We start from the raw sequence: 20,813 nt of genomic DNA, 5'->3' as shown, positions 1-20,813 counted from the left end.
ACGGCGGCTCAACAGTGCATACGCGCTGCTCAACAAACGCTCAACGCGCAGCTCAGAGCGCCGCCGGAAGGGCAGCGCGGTCAGCCCAACGACATCAGTTCGGGCACCACTTCATCCCCGAGCCTGCGGACAAATCCGACCGGATCCGGGTTGCCCGGCAACACCGGGATGTTGACCATCTCGACGCCCAACTCGGCGTAGGTCTGCATGGCACGCATGAACGTGGCGGGGTCGGCGAACGGGTCGGTGTCCGGACCGAGCCCCAGGGTCTTGCGGATCTCGCGGTAGTCGCGTCCGACGTCGTCGCAATGCCGCTGCAACACTTCGATTTTGTGCTTGAGCGTTTCCCCGTTCGTGCTGTTCCAGATGTCGGCGTACTGCGCCACCAGGCGCAACGTCTTCTTCTCGCCGTCGCCGCCGATGAGTACCGGCGGGCGCCGGATGGGTTGCGGCTCGCAGATGGTCTCCTCCAGGCTGTAGTGCTTGCCGCGGTAGGGGCCGTCGTTGTCGCTCCACATCTGTGCGCAGATCTGCAAGGTTTCCTCGACCATCTCGAACCGCTCGCGCAGCGGTGGGTACGGCACGCCCAGCGCATGGTGCTCGCGGTCGTACCACGCTGCGCCGATCGCGAGCGTCGTGCGGCCTTGGGAGAGGATGTCGAGCGTCGTGATGGTCTTGGCGAGAATGCCGGGATACCGGTAGGTGACGCCGGTGACGAGCATGCTCAGCGTGATCGTCTTGGTATGGGCGGCAAGGAAGCCCATCGAGGTGTAGCCCTCGAGGAACGGGTCGTGGGCATCGCCGATCCGCTCCATCTGGAAGAAGTGGTCGGCCAGGCTGAACATGGTGGCGCCGGCCTGCTCGGCGGCGACGGCGGTCTGAGCGAGGGCGGGTCCGAGCTTCTCCGGTGCGCCCGGCAGGAAGTCGATGTAGTGAATTCCCAACTCCATGTGGATCGTGTCCTTTCTGGTTTGGTGACTAGTGACGCCGGCGTGGCCTCAGATGTGTTCGCCCAGCCGTTCGAGCAGCGGCAGCGCGGCCGCGAGGGTCTGCAATTCGTCGGCGGAGAACCGCTCTTTGAGGATCTCGGTGAAATGGCGGACCCGGGCATCCCTCTTGTGCTGAAGGATTTCGGACCCCGCTGAGGTGATCGACATGAGGTGCCGGCGGGCATCGTGCGGATCGCGCATGCGCTGCACGAAACCTCGGGACTGCAGCGTGCCGAGGGTGACGCCCATCGCCTGGGGGCTGATCTGTTCGATCCGTGCCAGATCGGCCGCCGACGTCGCACCGCCCCGATCGAGGCGCTCGAGTGCGGCCCGTTCGGGGAGGGTCAAGTCGCCGGGCGCTTGCAATTGCCGCACCCGGCGGGTGATCAGCGCGATGTCGCCGAATAGCGCTGCGGCGATGTGTTCGGGGTTCGGCGGCGCTGCCATATGGTCAATCTAGATTTATCAATCTGGATTGTCAATCCAGGTTGATGGTCAGGCGAAGACCGGAGAGCGCCAAGGTGATTGAGGAAAACGCAACCGAAAAACGACAAACGGCGGGTCGGAACAATCCGATCCGCCGTTGTGTCGACGTTGCTAATCCAGGTAGTCGCGCAGCACCTGGGAGCGGCTGGGATGACGCAGCTTGCTCATGGTCTTGGACTCGATCTGGCGAATGCGCTCACGGGTGACCCCGTAGACCTGACCGATCTCGTCGAGCGTGCGCGGCTGGCCGTCGGTGAGGCCGAACCGCAGCCGGACCACGCCGGCCTCGCGCTCGGACAGCGTCTCCAGCACCGACTGCAACTGATCCTGCAGCAAGGTGAACGAGACGGCGTCGACCGCCACCACGGCCTCGGAGTCCTCGATGAAATCGCCCAGCTGCGAATCACCTTCGTCACCGATGGTCTGGTCCAGGGAGATCGGCTCACGCGCGTACTGCTGGATCTCCAGCACCTTCTCCGGCGTGATGTCCATTTCCTTGGCCAGCTCCTCAGGCGTGGGCTCGCGGCCCAGGTCCTGCAGAAGCTCACGCTGGATACGGCCCAGCTTGTTGATGACCTCGACCATGTGCACCGGGATGCGGATGGTGCGGGCCTGGTCGGCCATGGCGCGGGTGATGGCCTGCCGGATCCACCACGTCGCGTACGTGGAGAACTTGTAGCCCTTGGTGTAGTCGAACTTCTCGACGGCGCGGATCAGGCCGAGGTTGCCCTCCTGGATCAGATCCAGGAACGCCATGCCGCGACCGGTGTAGCGCTTGGCCAGCGACACCACCAGACGCAGGTTCGCTTCCAGCAGATGGTTTTTCGCGCGGTCGCCGTCGCGGCAGATCCACTGGTAATCGCGGCGCATCTGCGTGGTGAGCTTCTCGCCCTTCTCGGCGAACTCGGCCATCTTCTGGGTCGCGAACAGACCGGCCTCGATGCGCTTGGCCAGCTCGACTTCCTCTTCGGCGTTGAGCAGCGCCACCTTGCCGATCTGCTTGAGGTAGGCGCGAACCGAGTCGGCCGATGCCGTCAGCTCGGCATCCTTGCGGGCCTGCCGCAGCGCCTCGGACTCCTCTTCGTCCCAGACGAAGTCGCCGGAGGCTTTGTCCTTCTCCGAGGGTTCTTCGACCTCGTCCTCGGCGGCGGGCTTGGCGCCCGGCGCGGCCGGCGCGTCGGCGGTCCCTTCCGCGGCGGCCTCGTCGACCTCTTCTTCGTCGTCTTCGTCCTCGTCGGACTCGTCCTCGACGGTGTCGTCGTCGGTATCGAGGTCGTCGTCGAGTTCGAGATCGGTGTCGTCGACGTCGAGATCGTCGCCGGGCTCGGCTTCGAGATCGTCAGTGGCCTCGAGATCGTCGTTGACGTCCTCGGGCTTGGTCGCGACGCCCTTCGCCGCCTTCTTGGCTGGGGCCTTCTTGGCCGGGGCCTTGGCCGCAGTTGCTTTCGCCGCCCGCTTGGCCGGGGCCTTCTTGGCGGGGGTCTTGGTAGCGGTGCGCTTCACCGGCTCGTCGGTTGCCGGGCTTGCTTTTGTCGCTGCCACGTACACCCTTTCGGTCTTTCGTAGTTCGGTGGGCATGGGCATACACCACCGAAAGCGTCGGCTGTCGAATGTTGGCGTTGGTATCGGCTGGGATATTCGCCGCTATTCGGTAGGCGGCCGCCGAAGACCATTGTAACGACAGTGTGTGCGTGCACCGTGCCTAGCGGCAAATTTTGGCCTCAGCGAGAAGGGGAGCGGAGCGTGCGTGGCCGTGGTGAACCGCCGGTAACCGATCGCGGAACGCGAAGCTACCGACCGGTAGCTGTGACGTCGGCGACGGCTGCCATCGCGGCGCCGACAATGCCCGCGGTGTTCTGCAGCGTCGCAGCAACCACCGGGGTGCGGTTCTTCAGCAGCGGGATCCACTTGTCGGCTTTGCGGCTGATGCCGCCGCCGGCGATGAACAGATCGGGCCAGATGGCGTTCTCGATGACGGTCAGCACCTTGGTGACCTCTTCGGTCCAGCGCTCGTAGCTCCAGTCCTTGCGCTCCTTGACCGACGAGGCGGCCCGGTGCTCGGCTTCTTTGCCGCCGACCTCAAGGTGGCCAAACTCGGTGTTGGGCAACAGCACACCGTTGTGGATCACCGCGGAGCCGATGCCGGTGCCGAAGGTCAGCAAGACGATCACGCCGCTGTTGTCCTTGCCCGCGCCGTACTGTTCCTCCGCCAGTCCGGCCGCGTCGGCGTCGTTGAGCACCGTGACGTGCTGGCCGCCCAGCTCGGCACTGATGACCTCCGCGGCGTTGACCCCGATCCAGCCCTTGTCGACGTTGGCTGCGGTGCGCACGACGCCGTTCGTCACCACACCGGGGTAGGTGACCCCGAGGCTGCCGGTCCAGCCGAACTCCCGCACCACCGCGGCGACGGTCTTGGCTACCGCTTCGGGCGTCGAGGGTTGGGGGGTGTCGAGCTTGAACCGCTCGCCGATCAGCTGCCCGGTGTCGAGATCGACGATGCCGCCCTTGACGCCGCTGCCACCCACATCGACGCCGAAACCGCGGCGGGCAGAGCCGTCGACGGCAGATTCGGCTGCGGGAACATCGGGTGCGGTCATGGGGAGCTCCTCTGCGGGACAGACGGTTGCGGGGCCGATTGGCAGGAGGGCGGGCCGGCTAATGGCGCCGCGCCTCACCCTAGTAGCTCGTCAACGCTGACGCGGGCGGTCTGCCATCCCGCGAGCGACTTTTCGGCGGAAAGATATGTTGCGATAGGAGGGTGACAGACAACAGCACCGACCCGGCCGTCCTGCGCGGAGTAGCCGAACAGTTGGCGACCGAGGCCGCCGCACTCGTCCGACGCCGTCGTATCGAGGTATTCGGAGACGGGGTTTCGGACGACGGGGGCCAAGCACATGACGAAGGCGGTGCCGTGCGGTCCAAGAGCACGCGGACCGACCCGGTGACGATCGTCGACACCGAGACCGAGCGATGGTTGCGTGAGCGGCTTGCCGAGCTGCGGCCCGCCGACGAGATTCTCGGCGAGGAAGAGGGCGGCCGCAGCGGCAGCGACGGGCTGCGCTGGGTGATCGACCCCATCGACGGCACCGTGAACTTCGTCTACGGCATCCCGGCCTACGCCGTGTCGGTGGCCGTGCAGCTCGACGGCCGATCGGTGGCCGGAGCCGTCGCCAATGTCGCCGCCGGATCGGTGTATTCGGCGGCGCTGGGGCAGGGGGCCGCGGTGCAGTATGACGGGGTCAGCACGCCGCTGCGGTGCACTGCGGTCGACGATCTGGGCATGGCCCTGGTGGGGACGGGGTTCGCCTACGTCCCCGAACAGCGGCGCCAGCAGGCCGAAGTGCTCGCACAGTTGCTGCCCGCGGTCCGCGACGTGCGACGGCTCGGCTCGTGCGCACTGGATCTGTGCATGGTCGCTGCCGGCCAGCTCGACGCGTACTACGAGGACGGCGTGCACGTCTGGGACTGGGCGGCCGGGGCCTTGATCGCCGCCGAGGCCGGGGCCACGGTGTGGTTGCCGGCCATCACGGGCGCCGGACGCGTGGGTGCCGCGGCTCCCGGTGTCGCTGGCGCACTGCACGACGCCCTAGCAGGCGCCGGTATGGATCTTTGACAGCAGCGCCGAATCGGCGGGTCCGGTGGCGTCGGGGCGCAGGCTGGCCAGCACGGCGTTGATGTCGTCGCTGCTGGCCAGTTCGGTGAATTCCGTGCCCAACGCCAGATCGACTGTGGCGTCCGGCCTTTCGTCCTGGAACAACTCCGTGCACGGAGCCACCAGCCAGACCGCCGCGGCCGCGGCTCGACCGGTCGGGCCGAACCGGATCTGACCCTGGCATTCCAGTCTGGTGTGGTTGTAGATCGGATCGTTGGCGGCTTCGGGCTGGGCAAAACCCAGGTCACGCAATTCGCCGGCGATCTCGCCGGCCTGACCGCCCTGTCCGCTGGCGTTCAGCACCCGGATCTTGGTGTCGCTGAGCGCCGCGGGGGTGGTGTCGGTCATCGCCGATCGGGCCACCTGTTCGCCCAGTTTGGGAGTCGCAGGGTCGGTGGCGGGCGGCGGCGGGTTGCACACCGTGGCCTCACGGACGTCGGCGGGCCGATTGAGCGCGACGATCCACACCACCAGCGTCACCACCGCCAGGATGGCGAACAGCACGATGGCGGGGACGGTGTTGCGCCGCCGGAACGGCCGACCGTGCCGGTCGAACGCGGTGCCGTCGGTGATTTGTGCGACCACCCCTGCACTCTAAAGGCACGGTTGCCCTGCACAGCGGCAGAGTCCGCACAACAGTGTGATGTAAATCACACTGCAACATGTGGCAATAAGGGCACGAATCGTTTGGGTAATGCGTTCGACGCTGGTACAAACCTCTGCTGCAAGGTTTAGGGAGGGGATAGCGCTTATGGCTACCGATTACGACGCGCCGCGGCGAACAGAGACCGACGAGGTTTCCGAGGACTCACTTGAGGAGCTGAAGGCCCGACGTAACGAGGCGCAATCGGCTGTCGTCGATGTCGACGAATCCGAATCCGCCGAATCGTTCGAGCTGCCGGGAGCGGATCTCTCCGGCGAAGAGCTTTCGGTGCGGGTGGTTCCGAAGCAGGCGGATGAGTTCACCTGCTCGAGCTGCTTCTTGGTGCATCACCGCAGCCGTCTCGCCAGTGAGAAGGACGGCGTGATGATCTGCACGGACTGCGCCGCCTGACCGGCGCGCTCAGTCCTGCAGCGCGGCGAGCACGCGGTCTGGATGACGCGTACTGATCAGCCAGTACGGGGTGGGGTCATCCGGATCGTCGAGTACCACCAGCACCATCGGGCCGACCCAGGCCCGGTGCACGACGTAGGCCGCCGGGTCGAGCTGACGACCCAGGGCGGCCGTTTTGGCCGAGCGCGGCACTTCCGCAGTCCGGGCGATGACGCTGGTCGGCAGGTGCGCGCCGCCGATCCATAGTTCGGTGCCGCCGCCCGGCCGGCCGACCACACGCAATTCGACCTTGCTGAACCAACTCAGCACGGCGCCCGCCACGCCGAACAGCACCACGAACGACACCCAATTGGGCAGTGCGGAAACAGCCTGGTTGACCTCGAGGGCGATGAGCGCTGCCAGCACTGCTGCCGGCAGAGTCCACCACCAAGGCACCCACAACCGCTCGTGGTAGCGCACGGTTTGGGTGGTTGCGCGCGTGTCTGACACGTGGCTCAGAGTAATCTGTGACGTCGTGTCCAACTCTCTGGCGGTGGTCCGATTGGACCGCGATCTCCCGATGCCCGCCCGGGCGCACGACGGCGACGCGGGCGTCGACCTCTACAGCGCGCAGGACGTCCATCTGGCACCAGGGCAGCGTGCGCTGGTGCCGACCGGTGTGGCCGTGGCGATCCCGCACGGAATGGTGGGATTGGTCCATCCACGTTCGGGTTTGGCTGCGCGCGTAGGACTTTCGATCGTCAACAGCCCGGGCACCATCGATGCCGGTTACCGCGGTGAGATCAAGGTCTCGCTGATCAACCTCGACCCCGAGACACCCATCGAGATCAGCCGCGGCGACCGGATTGCCCAGTTGCTGGTGCAACGGGTAGAACTTCCCGAACTGGTCGAGGTGACCTCGTTCGACGAGGCAGGCCTGGCCGACACTTCCCGTGGCGCAGGTGGCTACGGTTCCTCCGGCGGACATGCGAGTTTGTGATGGCATACGGAAAACATGAAAAAGACCCGGCGCCCGACGACGCGGACGCGGCTGCCGATGCGGTGACCGACGACGACTTCGAGGGCCCGTTCGACGTCGAGGACTTCGACGACGCCTCGGTGGCTGCCCAGGGGCGCCTCGACCTGGGCTCGGTGCTCATCCCGATGCCCGACGGCGGCCAGGTTCAGGTCGAACTCAACGAGGCCGGGGCGCCCAGCGCGGTCTGGGTGGTGACACCGAACGGCCGGTTCACCATCGCGGCATACGCGGCGCCCAAGAGCCCCGGGCTGTGGCGCGAAGTGGCCACCGAGCTGGCCGACTCGCTGCGCAAGGACGCGGCGTCGGTCGCCATCGAGGACGGGCGATGGGGCCGTGAGGTGGTCGGCGCCGGCAACGGCGGCGTGGTGCGGTTCATCGGTGTCGACGGGTACCGCTGGATGGTGCGGTGCGTGGTCAACGGCGCTCCGGACACCGTCGACGCGCTGGCCGAGGAAGCCCGGACAGCGTTGGCCGACACCGTGGTTCGCCGTGGTGAGACACCGCTGCCGGTGCGCACCCCGCTCGCGGTGGAGTTGCCGGAACCGATGGCTGCGCAATTGCGGGCAGCCGCTGCGCAGGCCGCCGCCCAGGCCGCGGCCGGTCAGCAGGCGCCGCCACTGCAGCAGAACGAGCCCGAGCCGGTGGCCCGGCGCAGTGCCCAGGGTTCGGCCATGCAGCAGCTCCGTACCATCACCGGCGGATAGGGCGGCGTCGGCCGGTTCTCACGCCTCCTGCAGGGCCGCCACGCACGCCGCGCCGACGATGCCCGTCTTCGCGCCCATCTCCTCCAGGGTGACCGCGCGCAGCGCGGCCCGCGGTGCGGCGGAAACCCATTCGAAGCCGACCTCTGCCGGATGAACGGGATCGTCGGTCGCCACGACAACTCCCAGCGGCACCGTCAGTCGTTCCAGGTCAGCGCAGTCGGGTGCGGCATGTCCCGCGGCCTCCTCCATCGCGTCGGGCAGCGTCGGCCACTGCCCGACCCAGGACCGGGTCAACTCATCGGCCAGCCACGGCGGGCTCGATGCCCTCATCTGCGCCACTGTCGCGGCCAGGCCATCCCGGCGCAACAGCTGCGCCGACTGGCGTGCCAGCAATGCGGCGGGCGCATTCTCCGGAGACCCGGTCCACGGTGGCAGCGCGGCGAGTACGGCCACGGCCCGGCCGGGATGGGCCAGTGCCCACGCGGTGGCCACGACAGCTCCGATCGACACCCCGCCGACAGCGATCGGGCCGGAGCGGGCGGCGTCGTCGAGCGCATCGCGGTATCCGTCGACGAGCCGGTGCGGCTGGGGCGACGGCGTCACCAACAGCGCCCCGACCTCATGCAATGCGTCGGAAAATGCCCGGTAAACGTAGTCGTCATCGGACCCGGTGCCGGGTAACAGCACCGTGGTGACACCTCGGAGAATGACGTTCATCACACGATCCTGCCTGGCACTTGGGAGAATCGGCGCGCCGACCCGCGCCCACGTGGCATTCCGGCAACAAGAGGTCTACCGTGGCGATGGTTGGGTGGGTTCACAAAGAATCCGCGAAAGGTCAGGAGAGGCCATGTCTACGGCCGAAGGGTATCTGCGCCGGCTAACTCGACGCCTGACAGAAGACCCAGAGCAACTCGACGTCGAAGAGCTCAGTGACGAGGCGGCCAACACCGGCGCGATGAAGGCGATCAACTGCCAGCGCGGCCAAGAGGTCACCATGGTCGGAACCCTGCGCAGTGTCGAATGTAACGGCAAAGCCTGTTCCGGCGGCGTGAAGGCCGAACTGTTCGACGGCACCGACACGGTGATGCTGGTCTGGCTGGGCCAGCGCCGCATCCCCGGCATCGAATCCGGCCGCACCTTGCGGGTGCAGGGCCGCGTCGGTCAGCTGGAGAACGGCACCAAGGCGATTTACAACCCGCGTTACGAAATTCAGAAGTGAGCTTGAGCGACGACAGCGCTCCCGCACCACCCACGAGTGAGCCCGAGCCGGAGCTGACCGCTGCCCGAGGTCGGGCAATCCTGGATCAGATGGGCGGCATCAGCGGCCTGATCTACTCGTCGCTGCCGGTGGTGGTGTTCGTCCCGGTTTCGACATTGTTCGGCCTGATGCCCGCGATCGGCGCGGCGCTCGGCGTGGCCACCCTCATTCTCATCTGGCGACTGATCCGCCACGACTCGGTTCAGCCCGCCGTCTCCGGCTTCTTCGGCGTCGGCATCAGCGCGCTCATCGCCTACGTGGTGGGGGAGTCGAAAGGCTTTTTCCTGCTTGGCATTTGGACGTCGTTGTTCTGGGCCGTGGTGTTCGGCGTCTCGGTTCTCATCCGGCGGCCGATGGTCGGCTACATCTGGGGCTGGGTCAACTCCCACGACCGAGCCTGGCGCGATGTGCGTAAGGCCGTCCTGGCGTTCGACGTCGCGACGGTGATCTGGGTGCTGGTGTTCGCATCGCGATTCCTGGTGCAGCAGCATCTGTATCAAGCCGACCAGACCGGCTGGCTCGGCGTTGCCCGAATCGCCATGGGATGGCCGCTGACGGCCGCCGCCGCACTCGTGACCTATCTGGCCATCCGCGTCGCGCGCAACGCCGTACACGCCCACCAGGGCGCCGAAACCACCGACTGAGCGGTTTCCCGCTCAGCGCGCGGACGGATCCAGCAGCAGTGCGCGCAGCTCATCCTCGACCTCGCTGACGGTCACGAACAACAGCTCGTCGCCGCCCTCCAGCGGTTCGTCGGACTGCGGCACGATCACCCGCGGGCCACGCAGGATGGTGACCAACGAGGCATCCCGCGGAAGATTCAGCCGCTTCACCGGCTTTCCGCCCCACGGCGTGTCGGCGGGCAGCGTGATCTCCACCAGGTTGGCCTGACCCTTGCGGAATTCCATCAGCCGCACCAGATCGCCCACGGCGACCGCCTCTTCGACCAGTGAGGCCAGCATCCGCGGCGTCGACACCGCGACGTCGACGCCCCAGTTCTCGTCGAACAGCCACTCGTTGCGAGGGTCGTTGACCCGCGCCACCACGCGCGCTACCGCGAACTCGGTCTTGGCCAGCAAGCTGAGGACCACGTTGACCTTGTCGTCGCCCGTGGCCGCGATGACGACGTCGAACTGTTGCAGCTGCAGCGACTCCAGCACGGTGATCTCACAGGCGTCACCCAGACGCCAGTGCGCCGCCGGGATGGCGTCGACGTCGATGTGCTCGAGGTTGCGCTCCAGCAGCGTCACGTCGTGGTTGTTCTCCAACAGTTCCCGGGCGATGGAGCGGCCGACGGCACCCGCACCGGCGATGGCGACCTTCATCGGTGCCCCTCCTCATGATCGTCATGCGTGCGTTTCATTCCGACTCCGCAGCTTCACCGGGCGGCAGCGCCGCGATGGCCAGGGCTTCGGCGATATGGCCGGACACGGCCGCGAGGTACACCTCGTCGCCGGCCTGGATGACAGTTTTCGCGTCGGGCAGGTAACCGCTGCCGAACCGCAGTATGAAGGCCACCCGGCCGCCGGTGGCAGCCTCCAGCGAGGTGACCCTGCGCCCCGCCCAGCCCTCGTGCAGGGCGAGCTCGGCAACCCCGACGCTGCCGGAGGGATCGCGCCACTTGGTGGTCTCGGTCTCGCGTGTCAGCACGTTGAGCAGCCGGTCGGTGGTCCACGGCACGGTGGCCACCGTCGGAATCCCGAGGCGCTCGTAGACGGCCGCGCGTTTGGCGTCGTAGATGCGGGAGACGACGCGTTCGACTCCGAACGTCTCGCGAGCCAACCGCGCCGAAATGATGTTCGAGTTGTCGCCGGAGGACACCGCCGCGAACGCGCCGGCCTCCTCGATACCGGCGCGCAACAGCACGTCCCGGTCGAACCCCATGCCGAGCACCCGTTCGCCGGGGAACTCGGGGGACAACCGGTGAAATGCGGTGCTGTCGCGGTCGATGATCGCGACTTCGTGCCCGATGCGGGCCAGGCTGTCCGCGAGCGATGCGCCCACTCGGCCGCATCCCATGACGACTACACGCACGCGACGGTCCTCTCCGATGGCTGAAATGCAAGCTGTAACTCAACCCGTGCAGTGGGAACGCTACCGCTCTCCGGTCGTGGGCTTACCCTTGGCACTCGTGTCCAAGCTTTCGACCGCAGCGCGTCGGCTCGTTCTCGGGCGGCCGTTCCGCAGCGACAAGCTCTCCCACACCCTGTTGCCCAAGCGGATCGCGCTGCCCGTGTTCGCGTCCGACGCGTTGTCATCAGTGGCCTACGCGCCCGAGGAAGTCTTCCTCGTGCTGTCGGTGGCGGGGCTCGGTGCGTACTCCCTGACACCGTGGATCGGCCTGGCGGTGGGTGCCGTCATGTTGATCGTGATCGCCAGTTACCGCCAGAACGTGCATGCCTATCCGTCCGGTGGCGGTGACTACGAGGTGGTCACCACCAACCTCGGGCACACCGCGGGCCTGACCGTTGCCAGTGCGCTCATGGTCGACTACGTGCTGACGGTGGCCGTGTCGACCGCGTCGGCCATGTCGAACATCGGATCGGCCGTGCCGTTCGTCGCACAGCACAAGGTGATCATCGCCGTGATCGCGATCCTGGTGCTCGCATCGTTGAACCTGCGCGGCATCCGGGAGTCCGGGACCGCCTTCGCCATACCCACCTACGCCTTCATGATCGGCATGTACATCATGCTGGGTTGGGGCCTGTTCCAGATCTATGTGCTGGGCCACCCGCTGCGCGCCGAATCGGCCGGGTTCGAGATGCACTCGGAGCACGGCGACGTACTCGGTTTCGCGCTGGTGTTCCTGGTGGCGCGCGCGTTCTCGTCGGGTTCGGCGGCACTGACCGGTGTCGAGGCCATCAGCAACGGTGTGCCCGCGTTCCAGAAGCCGAAGTCCCGCAACGCGGCCACCACGCTGCTGCTGCTCGGCGTCATCTCGGTGAGCCTGCTCATGGGGATCATCATGTTGGCCAAGGCCACCGGGGTGAAGATCGCCGAGCGTCCCCAGGAGCAGCTGATCGGCGCACCCGCCGACTACCACCAGAAGACCCTCATCGCGCAGCTGGCCGACGCCGTCTTCCACAACTTCCCGATCGGGCTGTACCTGATCGCCGGTGTGACGGCACTGATCCTCGTGCTCGCGGCCAACACCGCGTTCAACGGTTTCCCGGTGCTCGGCTCGATCCTGGCCCAGGATTCGTTCCTGCCGCGGCAGCTGCACACCCGTGGTGACCGCTTGGCGTTCTCGAACGGCATCCTGTTCCTGGCGTTCGCCGCGATCGCGTTCGTTGTGGCATTCCGCGCCGAGGTCACCGCGCTGATCCAGCTCTACATCGTCGGCGTGTTCGTGTCGTTCACGTTCAGCCAGATCGGCATGGTGCGGCACTGGACCCGGCTGTTGCGCACCGAGACCGACCGGTCGGTGCGCCTGCACATGATGCGGTCGCGGGTGATCAACGCGATCGGCCTCACCGCGACCGGCACCGTGCTGGTGATCGTCGTGCTGACCAAGTTCCTGGCCGGCGCATGGATCGCGATCCTCGCGATGGGCTCGCTGTTCGTGGTGATGAAACTGATCCACAAGCACTACGACACCGTCGCGCGCGAACTGCGGGCACAGGACGAGGCCGAGCCGGGCGACATCGTCCTGCCCAGCCGCAACCACGCCGTGGTGCTGGTGTCCAAGCTGCATCTGCCGACCAAGCGCGCGCTGGCCTACGCCAGAGCCACCCGTCCTGACGTGCTCGAGGCGATCACCGTCAGCGTCGACGACGCCGAGACCCGCGCCCTGGTCCACCAGTGGGAGGACAGCGACATCAGCGTGCCGCTCAAGGTCATCGCGTCGCCGTACCGCGAGATCACCCGACCGGTGCTGGATTATGTCCGACGGGTCACCAACGAGTCGCCCCGCACCGTCGTCACGGTGTTCATCCCCGAGTACGTCGTCGGGCACTGGTGGGAACAGGTGCTGCACAACCAGAGTGCGCTGCGGCTCAAGGGCCGGCTGCTCTTCATGCCCAACGTGATGGTGACTTCGGTTCCGTGGCAGCTCAGTTCGTCGGAGCGGTTGAAGAAGCTGCAGCCACAGTCTGCGCCGGGTGATGCGCGCAGGGGATTCCTGGAGTGACGGAGCTGATCGTCACCACGGGTCCGGCGGCCAACGGCGGCAGCTGTGTGGCCCGCCACGACGGCCGGGTGATCTTCGTCCGTTATGCGCTGCCCGGTGAGACGGTGCGGGTACGGGTGACCGATGAGCGTGGATCCTATTGGCACGCCGAGGCTTTCGAGATCATCGACGCCTCACCCGACCGGGTTGACTCGCTGTGTGCGATCGCCGGCGTCAACGGCGCGGGCTGCTGCGATCTGGCTTTCGCCGAACCCGATGCGGCCCGGCGGCTCAAAGGTGCCGTGGTGGCCAACCAATTGGCACGGCTCGGCGGATTCGACTGGTGCGATGAGGCGGCCGCCAGGGCCGAACCGGTCGGCACTGCCGGGGCCACCGGATGGCGGACCAGGGTGCGGCTGGACACCGCTGCCGACGGCACCGTCGGGTTCCATCGCTACCACAGCACGGAGTTGGTGACCGATCTGAACTGTGCCCAGCTGCAGGCGGGGCTTGTCGACGGTTTGGCCGGATCGCGTTGGCCCACAGGGTCACAACTGCACGTGGCCATCGACTCCGACGGCGTCCGGCACGTGGTCGCCTCGCGCGCCTCCGCCGAGCACCCCAAGGCCGCCAAGGCCAAAGAGGGACGCAAGCACACGACGCGGGTGATCGAAGGCGACTACGAAGCCACCCAGCGCGTCGGAGACCGGGTGTGGAAGGTGCCGGTGACGGCGTTCTGGCAGGCCCACCGTGACGCCTCGGCGCTCTACAGCGAGCTGGTCGCCGGTTGGGCGCAGCTGCAACCCGGTATGACGGCGTGGGATCTGTACGGCGGCGCAGGGGTTTTCGCGGCCGCACTGGCCGAACAGGTGGGCGAGAGCGGACACGTCGTCACCGTGGACACCTCCCGGGGTTCGTCACGGTCGGCCCGGGCCGCGCTGGCCGACCTGCCCTGGGTGTCGGTGGTCACCGACTCGGTGCGGCGCGCGCTGTCGGTGCAGCGAACCCGTGCCGACGTGGCAGTGCTCGACCCGCCACGGACGGGTGCGGGCCGCGAGGTGGTCGATCAGGTGGCGGCCGCCGAAGTGCCGCGTGTCATCCATATCGGTTGTGAGGCAGCATCGTTCGCACGCGACGTGGGTCTGTATCGCAATCATGGCTATGCGGTGGAGGAGTTGCGGGTGTTCGACTCGTTCCCGCTCACCCACCACGTCGAGTGTGTCGCCGTCCTGACTCGCTGATCCTGCCGAGCAGACATGTGGGTCCCGGAACCGCGGCGTGTCGCGGACCTGCGCGTCTGCTCGCGAGGAGAAGGTGACGGTCTTCTGGCGAAGAATTCCTGACGTCACCCGAATATGAAATAGCGCAGCCACAAGTACAGGCCGGAGAGCGCGACCGAAATGACGGTCACCACGATGCCTTTGCGGGTGAACTCCCAGAATGAGATCGGAGTGCCTGCGCGGCGGGCGATTCCGAGCATCACGACGTTGGCGCTGGCGCCGATCGCCGTGAGGTTGCCACCGAAATCCGCGCCCAGAGCCAACGCCCACCACAATGCGTCCGGATGCGCCAAGTCGGGGATAGAGGCGACGAGTTCGGCAACGATGGGCGCCATGGTGGCGACGTACGGGATGTTGTCGATGACACCGGATACCGGCGCCGACACACCGAGAATGAGCATCACGGTAAGCAGGGCATTACCGCCCGTCGCCTGCGTCGCGGCCCGCGCCAGGGCATCGACGGTACCCGTCTTGACCAGCGCGCCGATCATCACGAACAGGCCGGCGAAGAACAACAGGGTCTCCCACTCCACACCCGAGAGATAGTCGGCCCGTGACAGCCCGGAGACCACGATCAGAACGCCCGCGCCGATCAGCGCCACCACCGACGGGGCGATGTGAATCACGGAATGCGAGATGAACGCGGCGAACACCAGGCCGAGGACGACACCACATTTGACGAGGAGGCGCGAATCGCGAATCGCCTCGGCTTCTTGCAATGCCATCACGTCGGCGACCCGGTCGGCGTCGACATCGAACGATCCCCGGAAAAGGCGGGGCAGCACCACGATGAATGCCGCAACGACGATGATCACGATCGGCGTCAGATGTACCAGGAAATCGTTGAAGCTCAAGCCCCCGCGGCTGCCGATGATGATGTTCGGCGGATCACCGACGAGCGTCGCAGCCCCGCCGATGTTCGAGGCGAACACCTCGGCCATCAGGAACGGGACTGGGTTGATCGCCAGCCGGTCGCAGACCAGCAACGTGACCGGCGCGATCAACAGCACCGTCGTGACGTTGTCCAGGAGCGCCGACGCCGTGGCTGTGACCAATACCAGCAGGATCATGATCCGTAGAGGAGAGCCTTTGGCGCGCTTGGCAGCCCAGATCGCCACGTATTCGAACACGCCGGTCTGGCGTAGCACGCTGACGATGACCATCATGCCGAAAAGCAGAAAAATGACATCCCAGTCGATACCGGTCTCGCGGGAGAAGAACGCGTCCTCGGACTGCACCACCCCGAACGCCAGCACGACTGCCGCGCCGCCGAGGGCGACCGTCGTCTTGTTGATCCGATCGCTGGCGATCAGCGCGTAGGCGAGGACGAAGACTCCGATTGCCAGCAGCGCCATAGAGTTCAGCGCCTCAGTGCGGCTTCGAGCAAGCGAGATGCCGTCACGACGCCGTGCAGTTTGCCGTCTTTGAGTACCGCGACCAGTGGGCTGCGCAGCCGCGCCATCAGTGCTGCCACCTCGATGACGGTGTCGTCGGCGCGTGCCGACGGAACGTCGAGCAGATGTTTGGGCAGCACCTCGCGGACACTCTTGCCGTGCAGCTTTTCTGCGATTCGGTCCGCCATGGATTCATCGAGGACCCCGGCGAGCGCGGGGTCGTCCTGCACGTACTGCGGGATGATAAAGCGCACGACCTCCGAGGCGGGCAGCACCGCGAAGGGAAGGCCTGCGGGATCGGTGACCACGATTCCCGGCAGGCGGTGTTGGGCGAGCATGCGCGCGGCGTCCAAGGCGTCAGCGTCCGCGGGGACAACCGGAAATTCCTCAGCGATGTCCTCGGCGCGCACCCTGAGCACCATACGGTGCGAGGGTCCTCCGGTACGTCAAAAGGCAGCCTTGCTGCTAACTTTGAACGACGGTGTGCCGGGAAGCCTGGTCGGCGCTAGTTGATGCTGACCAAATGGAGCCTGCCCTGATGAACAGTGGACGTAAAGCAACCGGCCGCCGGCTGCTGACCCGTAGCGGGTCATGGGCGGAGGCCCGCCGGATCTCCGAGATCCTCCGCAAGGAGACCGTCGGTGGCATCCTGCTGCTCGCTGCCGCCGCGGCCGCGCTGATCTGGGCCAACTCGCCGTGGTCCGAGGGTTACCACCGGTTGTCGGCGATGGTGATCGGCCCGGAAGGCCTGCATCTGAACCTGAGCGTGGCCGCGTGGGCGGCCGACGGCCTGCTGGCGATCTTCTTCTTCGTCGTCGGGGTCGAGCTCAAACGGGAGTTCGTGGCCGGCGACCTGCGCGACCCGGCCCGCGCGGCGCTGCCGATCGCCGCGGCGGTCGGCGGCATGCTCGTGCCCGCGGTGATCTTCGTCGCGATCAACTTGGGCACCGGGCACGCCGAGAACCTCGGCGGCTGGGCGGTACCGATCGCCACCGACATCGCGTTCGCGTTGGCCGTGCTGGCGGTGCTGTCGAGCCATCTGCCCTCGGCGCTGCGGATCTTCCTGCTGACCCTGGCAGTGGTCGACGACCTGCTGGCCATCATCGTCATCGCGGTCTTCTACACCGACCATTTGGCACCGGGTCCGCTGGTGGCTGCGCTGATCCCCATCGGCCTGTTCGCCCTGGCTGTGCAGCGCGGGGTGAGGCGGTGGTGGATCCTGCTGCCGTTGGCGTTGGCGGCCTGGATGCTCGTGCACGCCAGCGGCGTGCACGCCACCGTGGCCGGGGTGCTGCTGGGATTCACCGTCCCGGTGTTGGGCCGCCACGCGGCTGCCGAACAGTTCGAACACACCATGCGGCCGGTGTCGGCGGGGTTCGCGGTACCGGTGTTCGCGTTCTTCGCCGCGGGTGTGACGGTCGGCGGGTGGTCCGGTCTCGGTGAGGCGCTGTCACACCCCGTGACGCTCGGCGTCATCGCCGGATTGGTGCTCGGCAAACCCATCGGTGTGCTGGGCACCACATATCTGCTGGCCAGGTTCACCCATGCCAGCCTCGACGAAGGCCTCGCATGGCGGGATGTTCTCGGTGTGGCGTTGCTCGCAGGGATCGGCTTCACCGTGTCGCTTCTCATCGGTGAACTCGCGTTCGGGCACGCCAGCGTCGCCGATGACGACGTCAAGATCGCGGTCCTGTTCGGGTCTGTTATCGCAGGTCTGCTGGCCGCCGGGGTACTGGTGGCACGCAATGCCGCATACCGCCGGATAGCCCAGATCGAGACCGCCGACACCGACCACGATGGTGTGCCCGACATCTATCAGCCACGGGAAGGCTGAGTCCAGATTCCGTGCGTACACTAAACGAATGCTTGAACAGGTCCGCGGTCCCGCTGATCTGCAGCACCTGTCGCAGTCGCAGCTAAGTGACCTGGCGCAGGAGATCCGGCAATTTCTGATCCACAAGGTCGCTGCAACCGGTGGGCATCTCGGCCCCAACCTGGGTGTGGTGGAACTGACGCTGGCGCTGCACCGGGTGTTCGACTCGCCACACGACCCGATCATCTTCGACACAGGCCATCAGGCCTACGTACACAAGATGCTGACGGGACGCAGTCAGGATTTCGACTCGCTGCGCATGAAAGGCGGCCTGTCGGGCTACCCGGCCCGCAGTGAGAGTGAGCACGACTGGGTCGAGTCCAGCCATGCCAGCTCGGCGCTGTCCTACGCGGACGGGTTGGCCAAGGCCTTCGAGCTGAACGGGCACCGCAACCGCCACGTGGTGGCCGTCGTCGGCGACGGCGCGCTCACCGGCGGTATGTGCTGGGAGGCGCTGAACAACATCGCCACCGCAGGACGCCCCGTGGTCATCGTCGTCAACGACAACGGCCGCTCCTACGCGCCGACCATCGGTGGCTTCGCCGACCACCTGGCCGGGTTGCGGCTGCAGCCGGGCTACGAACGGATCTTGGAGGAGGGCCGCAAGGCGGTTCGGGGTCTGCCCGTCGTCGGCGAGTTCTGCTACCAGTGCATGCACAGCATCAAGGCCGGCATCAAGGACGCGATCTCCCCGCAGGTGATGTTCACCGATCTGGGCCTGAAGTACGTCGGCCCCATCGACGGACACGACGAGCACGCCGTGGAGAGCGCCCTGCGCCACGCCCGCGGTTTCAACGCCCCGGTGATCGTGCACGTCGTCACCCGCAAGGGCATGGGCTACCCGCCGGCCGAGAACGACGAGGCCGAGCAGATGCACTCGTGCGGTGTCATCGACCCCGAGACCGGGCTGGCCACCAAGGCCTCCGGGCTGGGCTGGACCTCGGTGTTCTCCGAGGAACTGATCAAGATCGCCGCCAAGCGCCGCGACATCGTGGCCATCACGGCGGCGATGCCGGGCCCGACGGGCCTGAGCGCGTTCCGTGAGCGCTACCCGGACCGTTTCTTCGACGTCGGCATCGCCGAACAGCACGCGATGACTTCGGCCGCCGGCATGGCGATGGGCGGCCTGCACCCGGTGGTCGCGATCTACTCGACCTTCCTGAACCGCGCGTTCGACCAGCTGCTCATGGACGTCGCGCTGCACGAGCTTCCCGTGACGCTGGTGCTGGACCGCGCCGGTGTGACCGGGCCGGACGGTCCAAGCCACAACGGCATGTGGGACCTGTCGATCCTCGGCATCGTGCCCGGCATCCGGGTGGCCGCCCCGCGCGACGAGCCGCGGCTGCGTGAGCAACTCGCCGAGGCGCTGGCCGTCACCGACGGGCCCACTGCGATCAGATTTCCCAAAGGTGATGTCGGCGAAGGCATCTCGGCGATCGAGCGGCGCGGCGGTGTCGACGTCCTTGCGGTACCGGCCGCCGGCCTCACCGACGATGTACTGCTGGTGGCGGTTGGCTCGTTCGCGCAGATGGCACTCGCGGTGGCCGAACGGCTCCGTAACCAGGGCATCGGCGTGACCGTGGTGGACCCCCGGTGGGTGCTGCCGGTTCCGGAGGCGCTGAGCGACCTGGCCCGCACACACAAGTTGGTGGTCACCGTCGAGGACAACGGTGTGCACGGCGGCATCGGTTCGTCTGTGTCGGCTGCTTTGCGGCACAACGAGATCGACGTACCCTGCCGCGACGTGGCAGTGCCGCAGGAGTTCCTGCCGCATGCGTCGCGCGGCGAGGTGCTCTCCGAAGTCGGGTTGACCGATCAGCACATCGCGCGGCAGATCACCGGATGGGTGGCGGCCATCGGCGCACTGGCGGGCGAACGCGAAGTGTCCGAGCAGGTCGACTGACGAGTTCGGATTGCCGCTAGCCTCGCCTCATGGACGCCGAACTGGAGAACTGGAAAGCGGCCGGGGACGTTTTCGACTACCTCGGGTTCGACATCTTCTACCGGGTCGGTGGGCTGCCGCTGGGCGAAGGCCCGAATCTGCTGCTGATTCACGGGTATCCGTTCAACTCATGGGATTGGTCGCTGATCTGGCCGACGCTGGCCGAGCGTTTCACCGTCATCGCGCCCGACATGATCGGCATGGGTTTTTCGGCCAAGCCGTTCGCCTACGGCTACACGGTGACTGATCACGCCGACATGCACGAGGCCCTGCTGGCGAAGCTCGGTGTCACCTCGGCGCACATCCTGGCGCATGACCTGGGCGACTCGGTGGGCCAGGAACTGTTGGCCCGCCACGAGTTCGGGGGACAGTCCTACGGGTCGCTGCACATCGATTCGATCACCTGGCTCAACGGTGGGCTGTTCAACGAGGCCTACACGCCACGGCTGATGCAGAAGCTCATGTCGCGAACACCGTTGGGCGACATCATGAGTCCTTTGCAGGGCAGCCCGTTGTCGCGCCGGTTGGTCGAGCCGACCATCAACGAGATGTTCGGCGTCAACACCAAACCCTCGCCGCAACTGATGGCGAAGTTCCACCAGATCCTGGAGTACAACGACGGAAAGCGGGTGCTACACAAGGTCGGCCGGTTCGTCAACGACCGCTACACGCACCGCAACCGGTGGGTGCGGGCCATGCGTGACACCGCCGTGCCGATGCGGCTCATCGACGGGCCGTCGGACCCGAACTCGGGCCGGCACATGGCCAAGCGCTATCTGGAGGTGATCCCGGATCCGGACGTGGTGATGCTGCCCGACGACATCGCGCACTGGCCGCAGATCGAGGCTCCCGACGCCGTGCTCACCCATTTCCTGGCGCACATCGACGCGGTGAGCGGCTGACGCCGTCGACGGCCGCGTCGAGCGTGCAATGTCTGCGAAAAATCCGCGGCAGATTCATACGGTTACGACAACATCGGTGATTTGGGAGGTTGTCGTGCCAACTGGTTATCGGCATTCGAAGGCGACGCGGCGGGAGTTGTTTGACCGGGT

Annotated in this window: 22 protein-coding genes; 11 read left to right on the top strand and 11 right to left on the bottom strand. The window is 66.7% G+C overall.

Annotated elements, in window-relative coordinates; genetic code table 11:
• Positions 1-80 precede the first annotated feature (80 nt).
• From RMCB_RS25745 to ppgK, 4 genes are all read right to left on the bottom strand, one after another.
• Positions 81-950, bottom strand: a complete 870-nt coding sequence (locus RMCB_RS25745; protein ID WP_029370204.1) for an LLM class F420-dependent oxidoreductase — start codon at positions 948-950, stop codon at positions 81-83.
• Between the two features lie 48 nt (positions 951-998).
• Complete coding sequence (locus RMCB_RS25740) at positions 999-1,436, bottom strand: MarR family winged helix-turn-helix transcriptional regulator (protein WP_062831030.1); 438 nt, start codon at positions 1,434-1,436, stop codon at positions 999-1,001.
• Positions 1,437-1,586: 150 nt separating this feature from the next.
• Positions 1,587-3,017, bottom strand: coding sequence for an RNA polymerase sigma factor (locus RMCB_RS25735; RefSeq protein ID WP_029370206.1), 1,431 nt, complete (start codon positions 3,015-3,017; stop codon positions 1,587-1,589).
• A gap of 248 nt (positions 3,018-3,265) precedes the next feature.
• Positions 3,266-4,072 carry a polyphosphate--glucose phosphotransferase gene (gene ppgK, locus RMCB_RS25730; RefSeq protein ID WP_029370207.1) on the bottom strand — a complete coding sequence of 269 codons (807 nt, stop codon included), beginning with the start codon at positions 4,070-4,072 and terminating at the stop codon, positions 3,266-3,268.
• 161 nt (positions 4,073-4,233) lie between these two features.
• On the opposite strand from ppgK, the gene RMCB_RS25725 reads away from it, so the two are divergent.
• On the top strand, positions 4,234-5,088 hold the full coding sequence (locus RMCB_RS25725; protein WP_062831029.1) for an inositol monophosphatase family protein: 855 nt from the start codon (positions 4,234-4,236) through the stop codon (positions 5,086-5,088).
• On the opposite strand, the gene cei is transcribed toward RMCB_RS25725, so the two are convergent.
• Positions 5,062-5,712 carry an envelope integrity protein Cei gene (cei, locus tag RMCB_RS25720; RefSeq protein ID WP_029370209.1) on the bottom strand — a complete coding sequence of 217 codons (651 nt, stop codon included), beginning with the start codon at positions 5,710-5,712 and terminating at the stop codon, positions 5,062-5,064. The two genes, RMCB_RS25725 and cei, sit on opposite strands and share 27 nt — an antisense overlap.
• A gap of 166 nt (positions 5,713-5,878) precedes the next feature.
• Between cei and RMCB_RS25715 the strand changes: the two genes are divergently transcribed.
• Positions 5,879-6,181 (top strand): DUF4193 domain-containing protein, encoded by a 303-nt coding sequence (locus RMCB_RS25715; protein WP_029370210.1) that lies wholly within the window; start codon positions 5,879-5,881, stop codon positions 6,179-6,181.
• 9 nt (positions 6,182-6,190) lie between these two features.
• Here the strand turns inward: RMCB_RS25715 and RMCB_RS25710 are convergent, their stop codons facing one another.
• Complete coding sequence (locus RMCB_RS25710) at positions 6,191-6,670, bottom strand: DUF3093 domain-containing protein (RefSeq protein ID WP_062831028.1); 480 nt, start codon at positions 6,668-6,670, stop codon at positions 6,191-6,193.
• 25 nt (positions 6,671-6,695) lie between these two features.
• On the opposite strand from RMCB_RS25710, the gene dut reads away from it, so the two are divergent.
• Both dut and RMCB_RS25700 read left to right on the top strand, forming a co-directional pair.
• A complete protein-coding gene (dut, locus tag RMCB_RS25705) occupies positions 6,696-7,160 on the top strand; it encodes a dUTP diphosphatase (protein ID WP_029370212.1) in 465 nt (154 codons plus the stop codon).
• A complete protein-coding gene (locus RMCB_RS25700; protein ID WP_062831027.1) occupies positions 7,160-7,903 on the top strand; it encodes a DUF3710 domain-containing protein in 744 nt (247 codons plus the stop codon). The genes dut and RMCB_RS25700 overlap by 1 nt, the downstream gene beginning before the upstream one ends.
• Before the next feature lie 18 nt (positions 7,904-7,921).
• On the opposite strand, the gene RMCB_RS25695 is transcribed toward RMCB_RS25700, so the two are convergent.
• Positions 7,922-8,620, bottom strand: coding sequence for an alpha/beta fold hydrolase (locus RMCB_RS25695; protein WP_062831026.1), 699 nt, complete (start codon positions 8,618-8,620; stop codon positions 7,922-7,924).
• 133 nt (positions 8,621-8,753) lie between these two features.
• Here RMCB_RS25695 and RMCB_RS25690 point away from each other — a divergent pair, with 133 nt between their 5' ends.
• Together RMCB_RS25690 and RMCB_RS25685 are read left to right on the top strand one after the other, a co-directional pair.
• Positions 8,754-9,125 (top strand): OB-fold nucleic acid binding domain-containing protein, encoded by a 372-nt coding sequence (locus RMCB_RS25690; RefSeq protein ID WP_029370215.1) that lies wholly within the window; start codon positions 8,754-8,756, stop codon positions 9,123-9,125.
• A gap of 53 nt (positions 9,126-9,178) precedes the next feature.
• Positions 9,179-9,808 (top strand): DUF3159 domain-containing protein, encoded by a 630-nt coding sequence (locus tag RMCB_RS25685; RefSeq protein ID WP_165606327.1) that lies wholly within the window; start codon positions 9,179-9,181, stop codon positions 9,806-9,808.
• Positions 9,809-9,820: 12 nt separating this feature from the next.
• Here the strand turns inward: RMCB_RS25685 and RMCB_RS25680 are convergent, their stop codons facing one another.
• Positions 9,821-10,489 carry a potassium channel family protein gene (locus tag RMCB_RS25680; protein ID WP_029370217.1) on the bottom strand — a complete coding sequence of 223 codons (669 nt, stop codon included), beginning with the start codon at positions 10,487-10,489 and terminating at the stop codon, positions 9,821-9,823.
• Positions 10,490-10,523: 34 nt separating this feature from the next.
• Positions 10,524-11,198 carry a potassium channel family protein gene (locus RMCB_RS25675; protein WP_029370218.1) on the bottom strand — a complete coding sequence of 225 codons (675 nt, stop codon included), beginning with the start codon at positions 11,196-11,198 and terminating at the stop codon, positions 10,524-10,526.
• Between the two features lie 88 nt (positions 11,199-11,286).
• Here RMCB_RS25675 and RMCB_RS25670 point away from each other — a divergent pair, with 88 nt between their 5' ends.
• Both RMCB_RS25670 and RMCB_RS25665 read left to right on the top strand, forming a co-directional pair.
• Positions 11,287-13,293 (top strand): APC family permease, encoded by a 2,007-nt coding sequence (locus RMCB_RS25670; protein WP_201028354.1) that lies wholly within the window; start codon positions 11,287-11,289, stop codon positions 13,291-13,293.
• Positions 13,290-14,513: a class I SAM-dependent RNA methyltransferase gene (locus RMCB_RS25665; RefSeq protein WP_062831025.1), complete on the top strand. Its 1,224-nt coding sequence runs from the start codon at positions 13,290-13,292 to the stop codon at positions 14,511-14,513. The genes RMCB_RS25670 and RMCB_RS25665 overlap by 4 nt, the downstream gene beginning before the upstream one ends.
• A 104-nt stretch (positions 14,514-14,617) precedes the next feature.
• Here the strand turns inward: RMCB_RS25665 and RMCB_RS25660 are convergent, their stop codons facing one another.
• Together RMCB_RS25660 and RMCB_RS25655 are read right to left on the bottom strand one after the other, a co-directional pair.
• Positions 14,618-15,907 carry an ArsB/NhaD family transporter gene (locus tag RMCB_RS25660; protein WP_062831024.1) on the bottom strand — a complete coding sequence of 430 codons (1,290 nt, stop codon included), beginning with the start codon at positions 15,905-15,907 and terminating at the stop codon, positions 14,618-14,620.
• A gap of 5 nt (positions 15,908-15,912) precedes the next feature.
• Complete coding sequence (locus RMCB_RS25655) at positions 15,913-16,356, bottom strand: CBS domain-containing protein (RefSeq protein WP_062831124.1); 444 nt, start codon at positions 16,354-16,356, stop codon at positions 15,913-15,915.
• Between the two features lie 113 nt (positions 16,357-16,469).
• Between RMCB_RS25655 and nhaA the strand changes: the two genes are divergently transcribed.
• Genes nhaA through RMCB_RS25640 form a run of 3 tightly spaced genes read left to right on the top strand, consistent with a single transcriptional unit; the run spans position 16,470 to position 20,663 of the window.
• Entirely contained in the window at positions 16,470-17,780 is a 1,311-nt protein-coding gene (nhaA, locus tag RMCB_RS25650) for a Na+/H+ antiporter NhaA (RefSeq protein WP_234792241.1), read from the top strand.
• A gap of 28 nt (positions 17,781-17,808) precedes the next feature.
• Entirely contained in the window at positions 17,809-19,722 is a 1,914-nt protein-coding gene (gene dxs, locus RMCB_RS25645; protein WP_062831023.1) for a 1-deoxy-D-xylulose-5-phosphate synthase, read from the top strand.
• Between the two features lie 29 nt (positions 19,723-19,751).
• Entirely contained in the window at positions 19,752-20,663 is a 912-nt protein-coding gene (locus tag RMCB_RS25640) for an alpha/beta fold hydrolase (protein ID WP_062831022.1), read from the top strand.
• Positions 20,664-20,813 lie beyond the last annotated feature (150 nt).

The organism is Mycolicibacterium brisbanense (genome assembly GCF_001570425.1).
In the GTDB taxonomy this organism is placed as follows: domain Bacteria; phylum Actinomycetota; class Actinomycetes; order Mycobacteriales; family Mycobacteriaceae; genus Mycobacterium; species Mycobacterium brisbanense.
Note: the sequence above shows the minus strand (reverse complement) of the source record. Positions and strands in the feature narration are given on the sequence as shown.

What these genes read in the sequence shown, in the direction of transcription:
- RMCB_RS25695 (WP_062831026.1), bottom strand. Translation starts at nt 8,620, where the DNA reads ATGAACGTCATTCTCCGAGGTGTCACCACGGTGCTGTTACCCGGCACC.
- RMCB_RS25745 (WP_029370204.1), bottom strand. Translation starts at nt 950, where the DNA reads ATGGAGTTGGGAATTCACTACATCGACTTCCTGCCGGGCGCACCGGAG.
- RMCB_RS25680 (WP_029370217.1), bottom strand. Translation starts at nt 10,489, where the DNA reads ATGAAGGTCGCCATCGCCGGTGCGGGTGCCGTCGGCCGCTCCATCGCC.
- RMCB_RS25660 (WP_062831024.1), bottom strand. Translation starts at nt 15,907, where the DNA reads ATGGCGCTGCTGGCAATCGGAGTCTTCGTCCTCGCCTACGCGCTGATC.
- ppgK (WP_029370207.1), bottom strand. Translation starts at nt 4,072, where the DNA reads ATGACCGCACCCGATGTTCCCGCAGCCGAATCTGCCGTCGACGGCTCT.
- nhaA (WP_234792241.1), top strand. Translation starts at nt 16,470, where the DNA reads ATGGAGCCTGCCCTGATGAACAGTGGACGTAAAGCAACCGGCCGCCGG.
- RMCB_RS25640 (WP_062831022.1), top strand. Translation starts at nt 19,752, where the DNA reads ATGGACGCCGAACTGGAGAACTGGAAAGCGGCCGGGGACGTTTTCGAC.
- RMCB_RS25690 (WP_029370215.1), top strand. Translation starts at nt 8,754, where the DNA reads ATGTCTACGGCCGAAGGGTATCTGCGCCGGCTAACTCGACGCCTGACA.
- RMCB_RS25715 (WP_029370210.1), top strand. Translation starts at nt 5,879, where the DNA reads ATGGCTACCGATTACGACGCGCCGCGGCGAACAGAGACCGACGAGGTT.
- dxs (WP_062831023.1), top strand. Translation starts at nt 17,809, where the DNA reads ATGCTTGAACAGGTCCGCGGTCCCGCTGATCTGCAGCACCTGTCGCAG.
- RMCB_RS25700 (WP_062831027.1), top strand. Translation starts at nt 7,160, where the DNA reads ATGGCATACGGAAAACATGAAAAAGACCCGGCGCCCGACGACGCGGAC.
- RMCB_RS25740 (WP_062831030.1), bottom strand. Translation starts at nt 1,436, where the DNA reads ATGGCAGCGCCGCCGAACCCCGAACACATCGCCGCAGCGCTATTCGGC.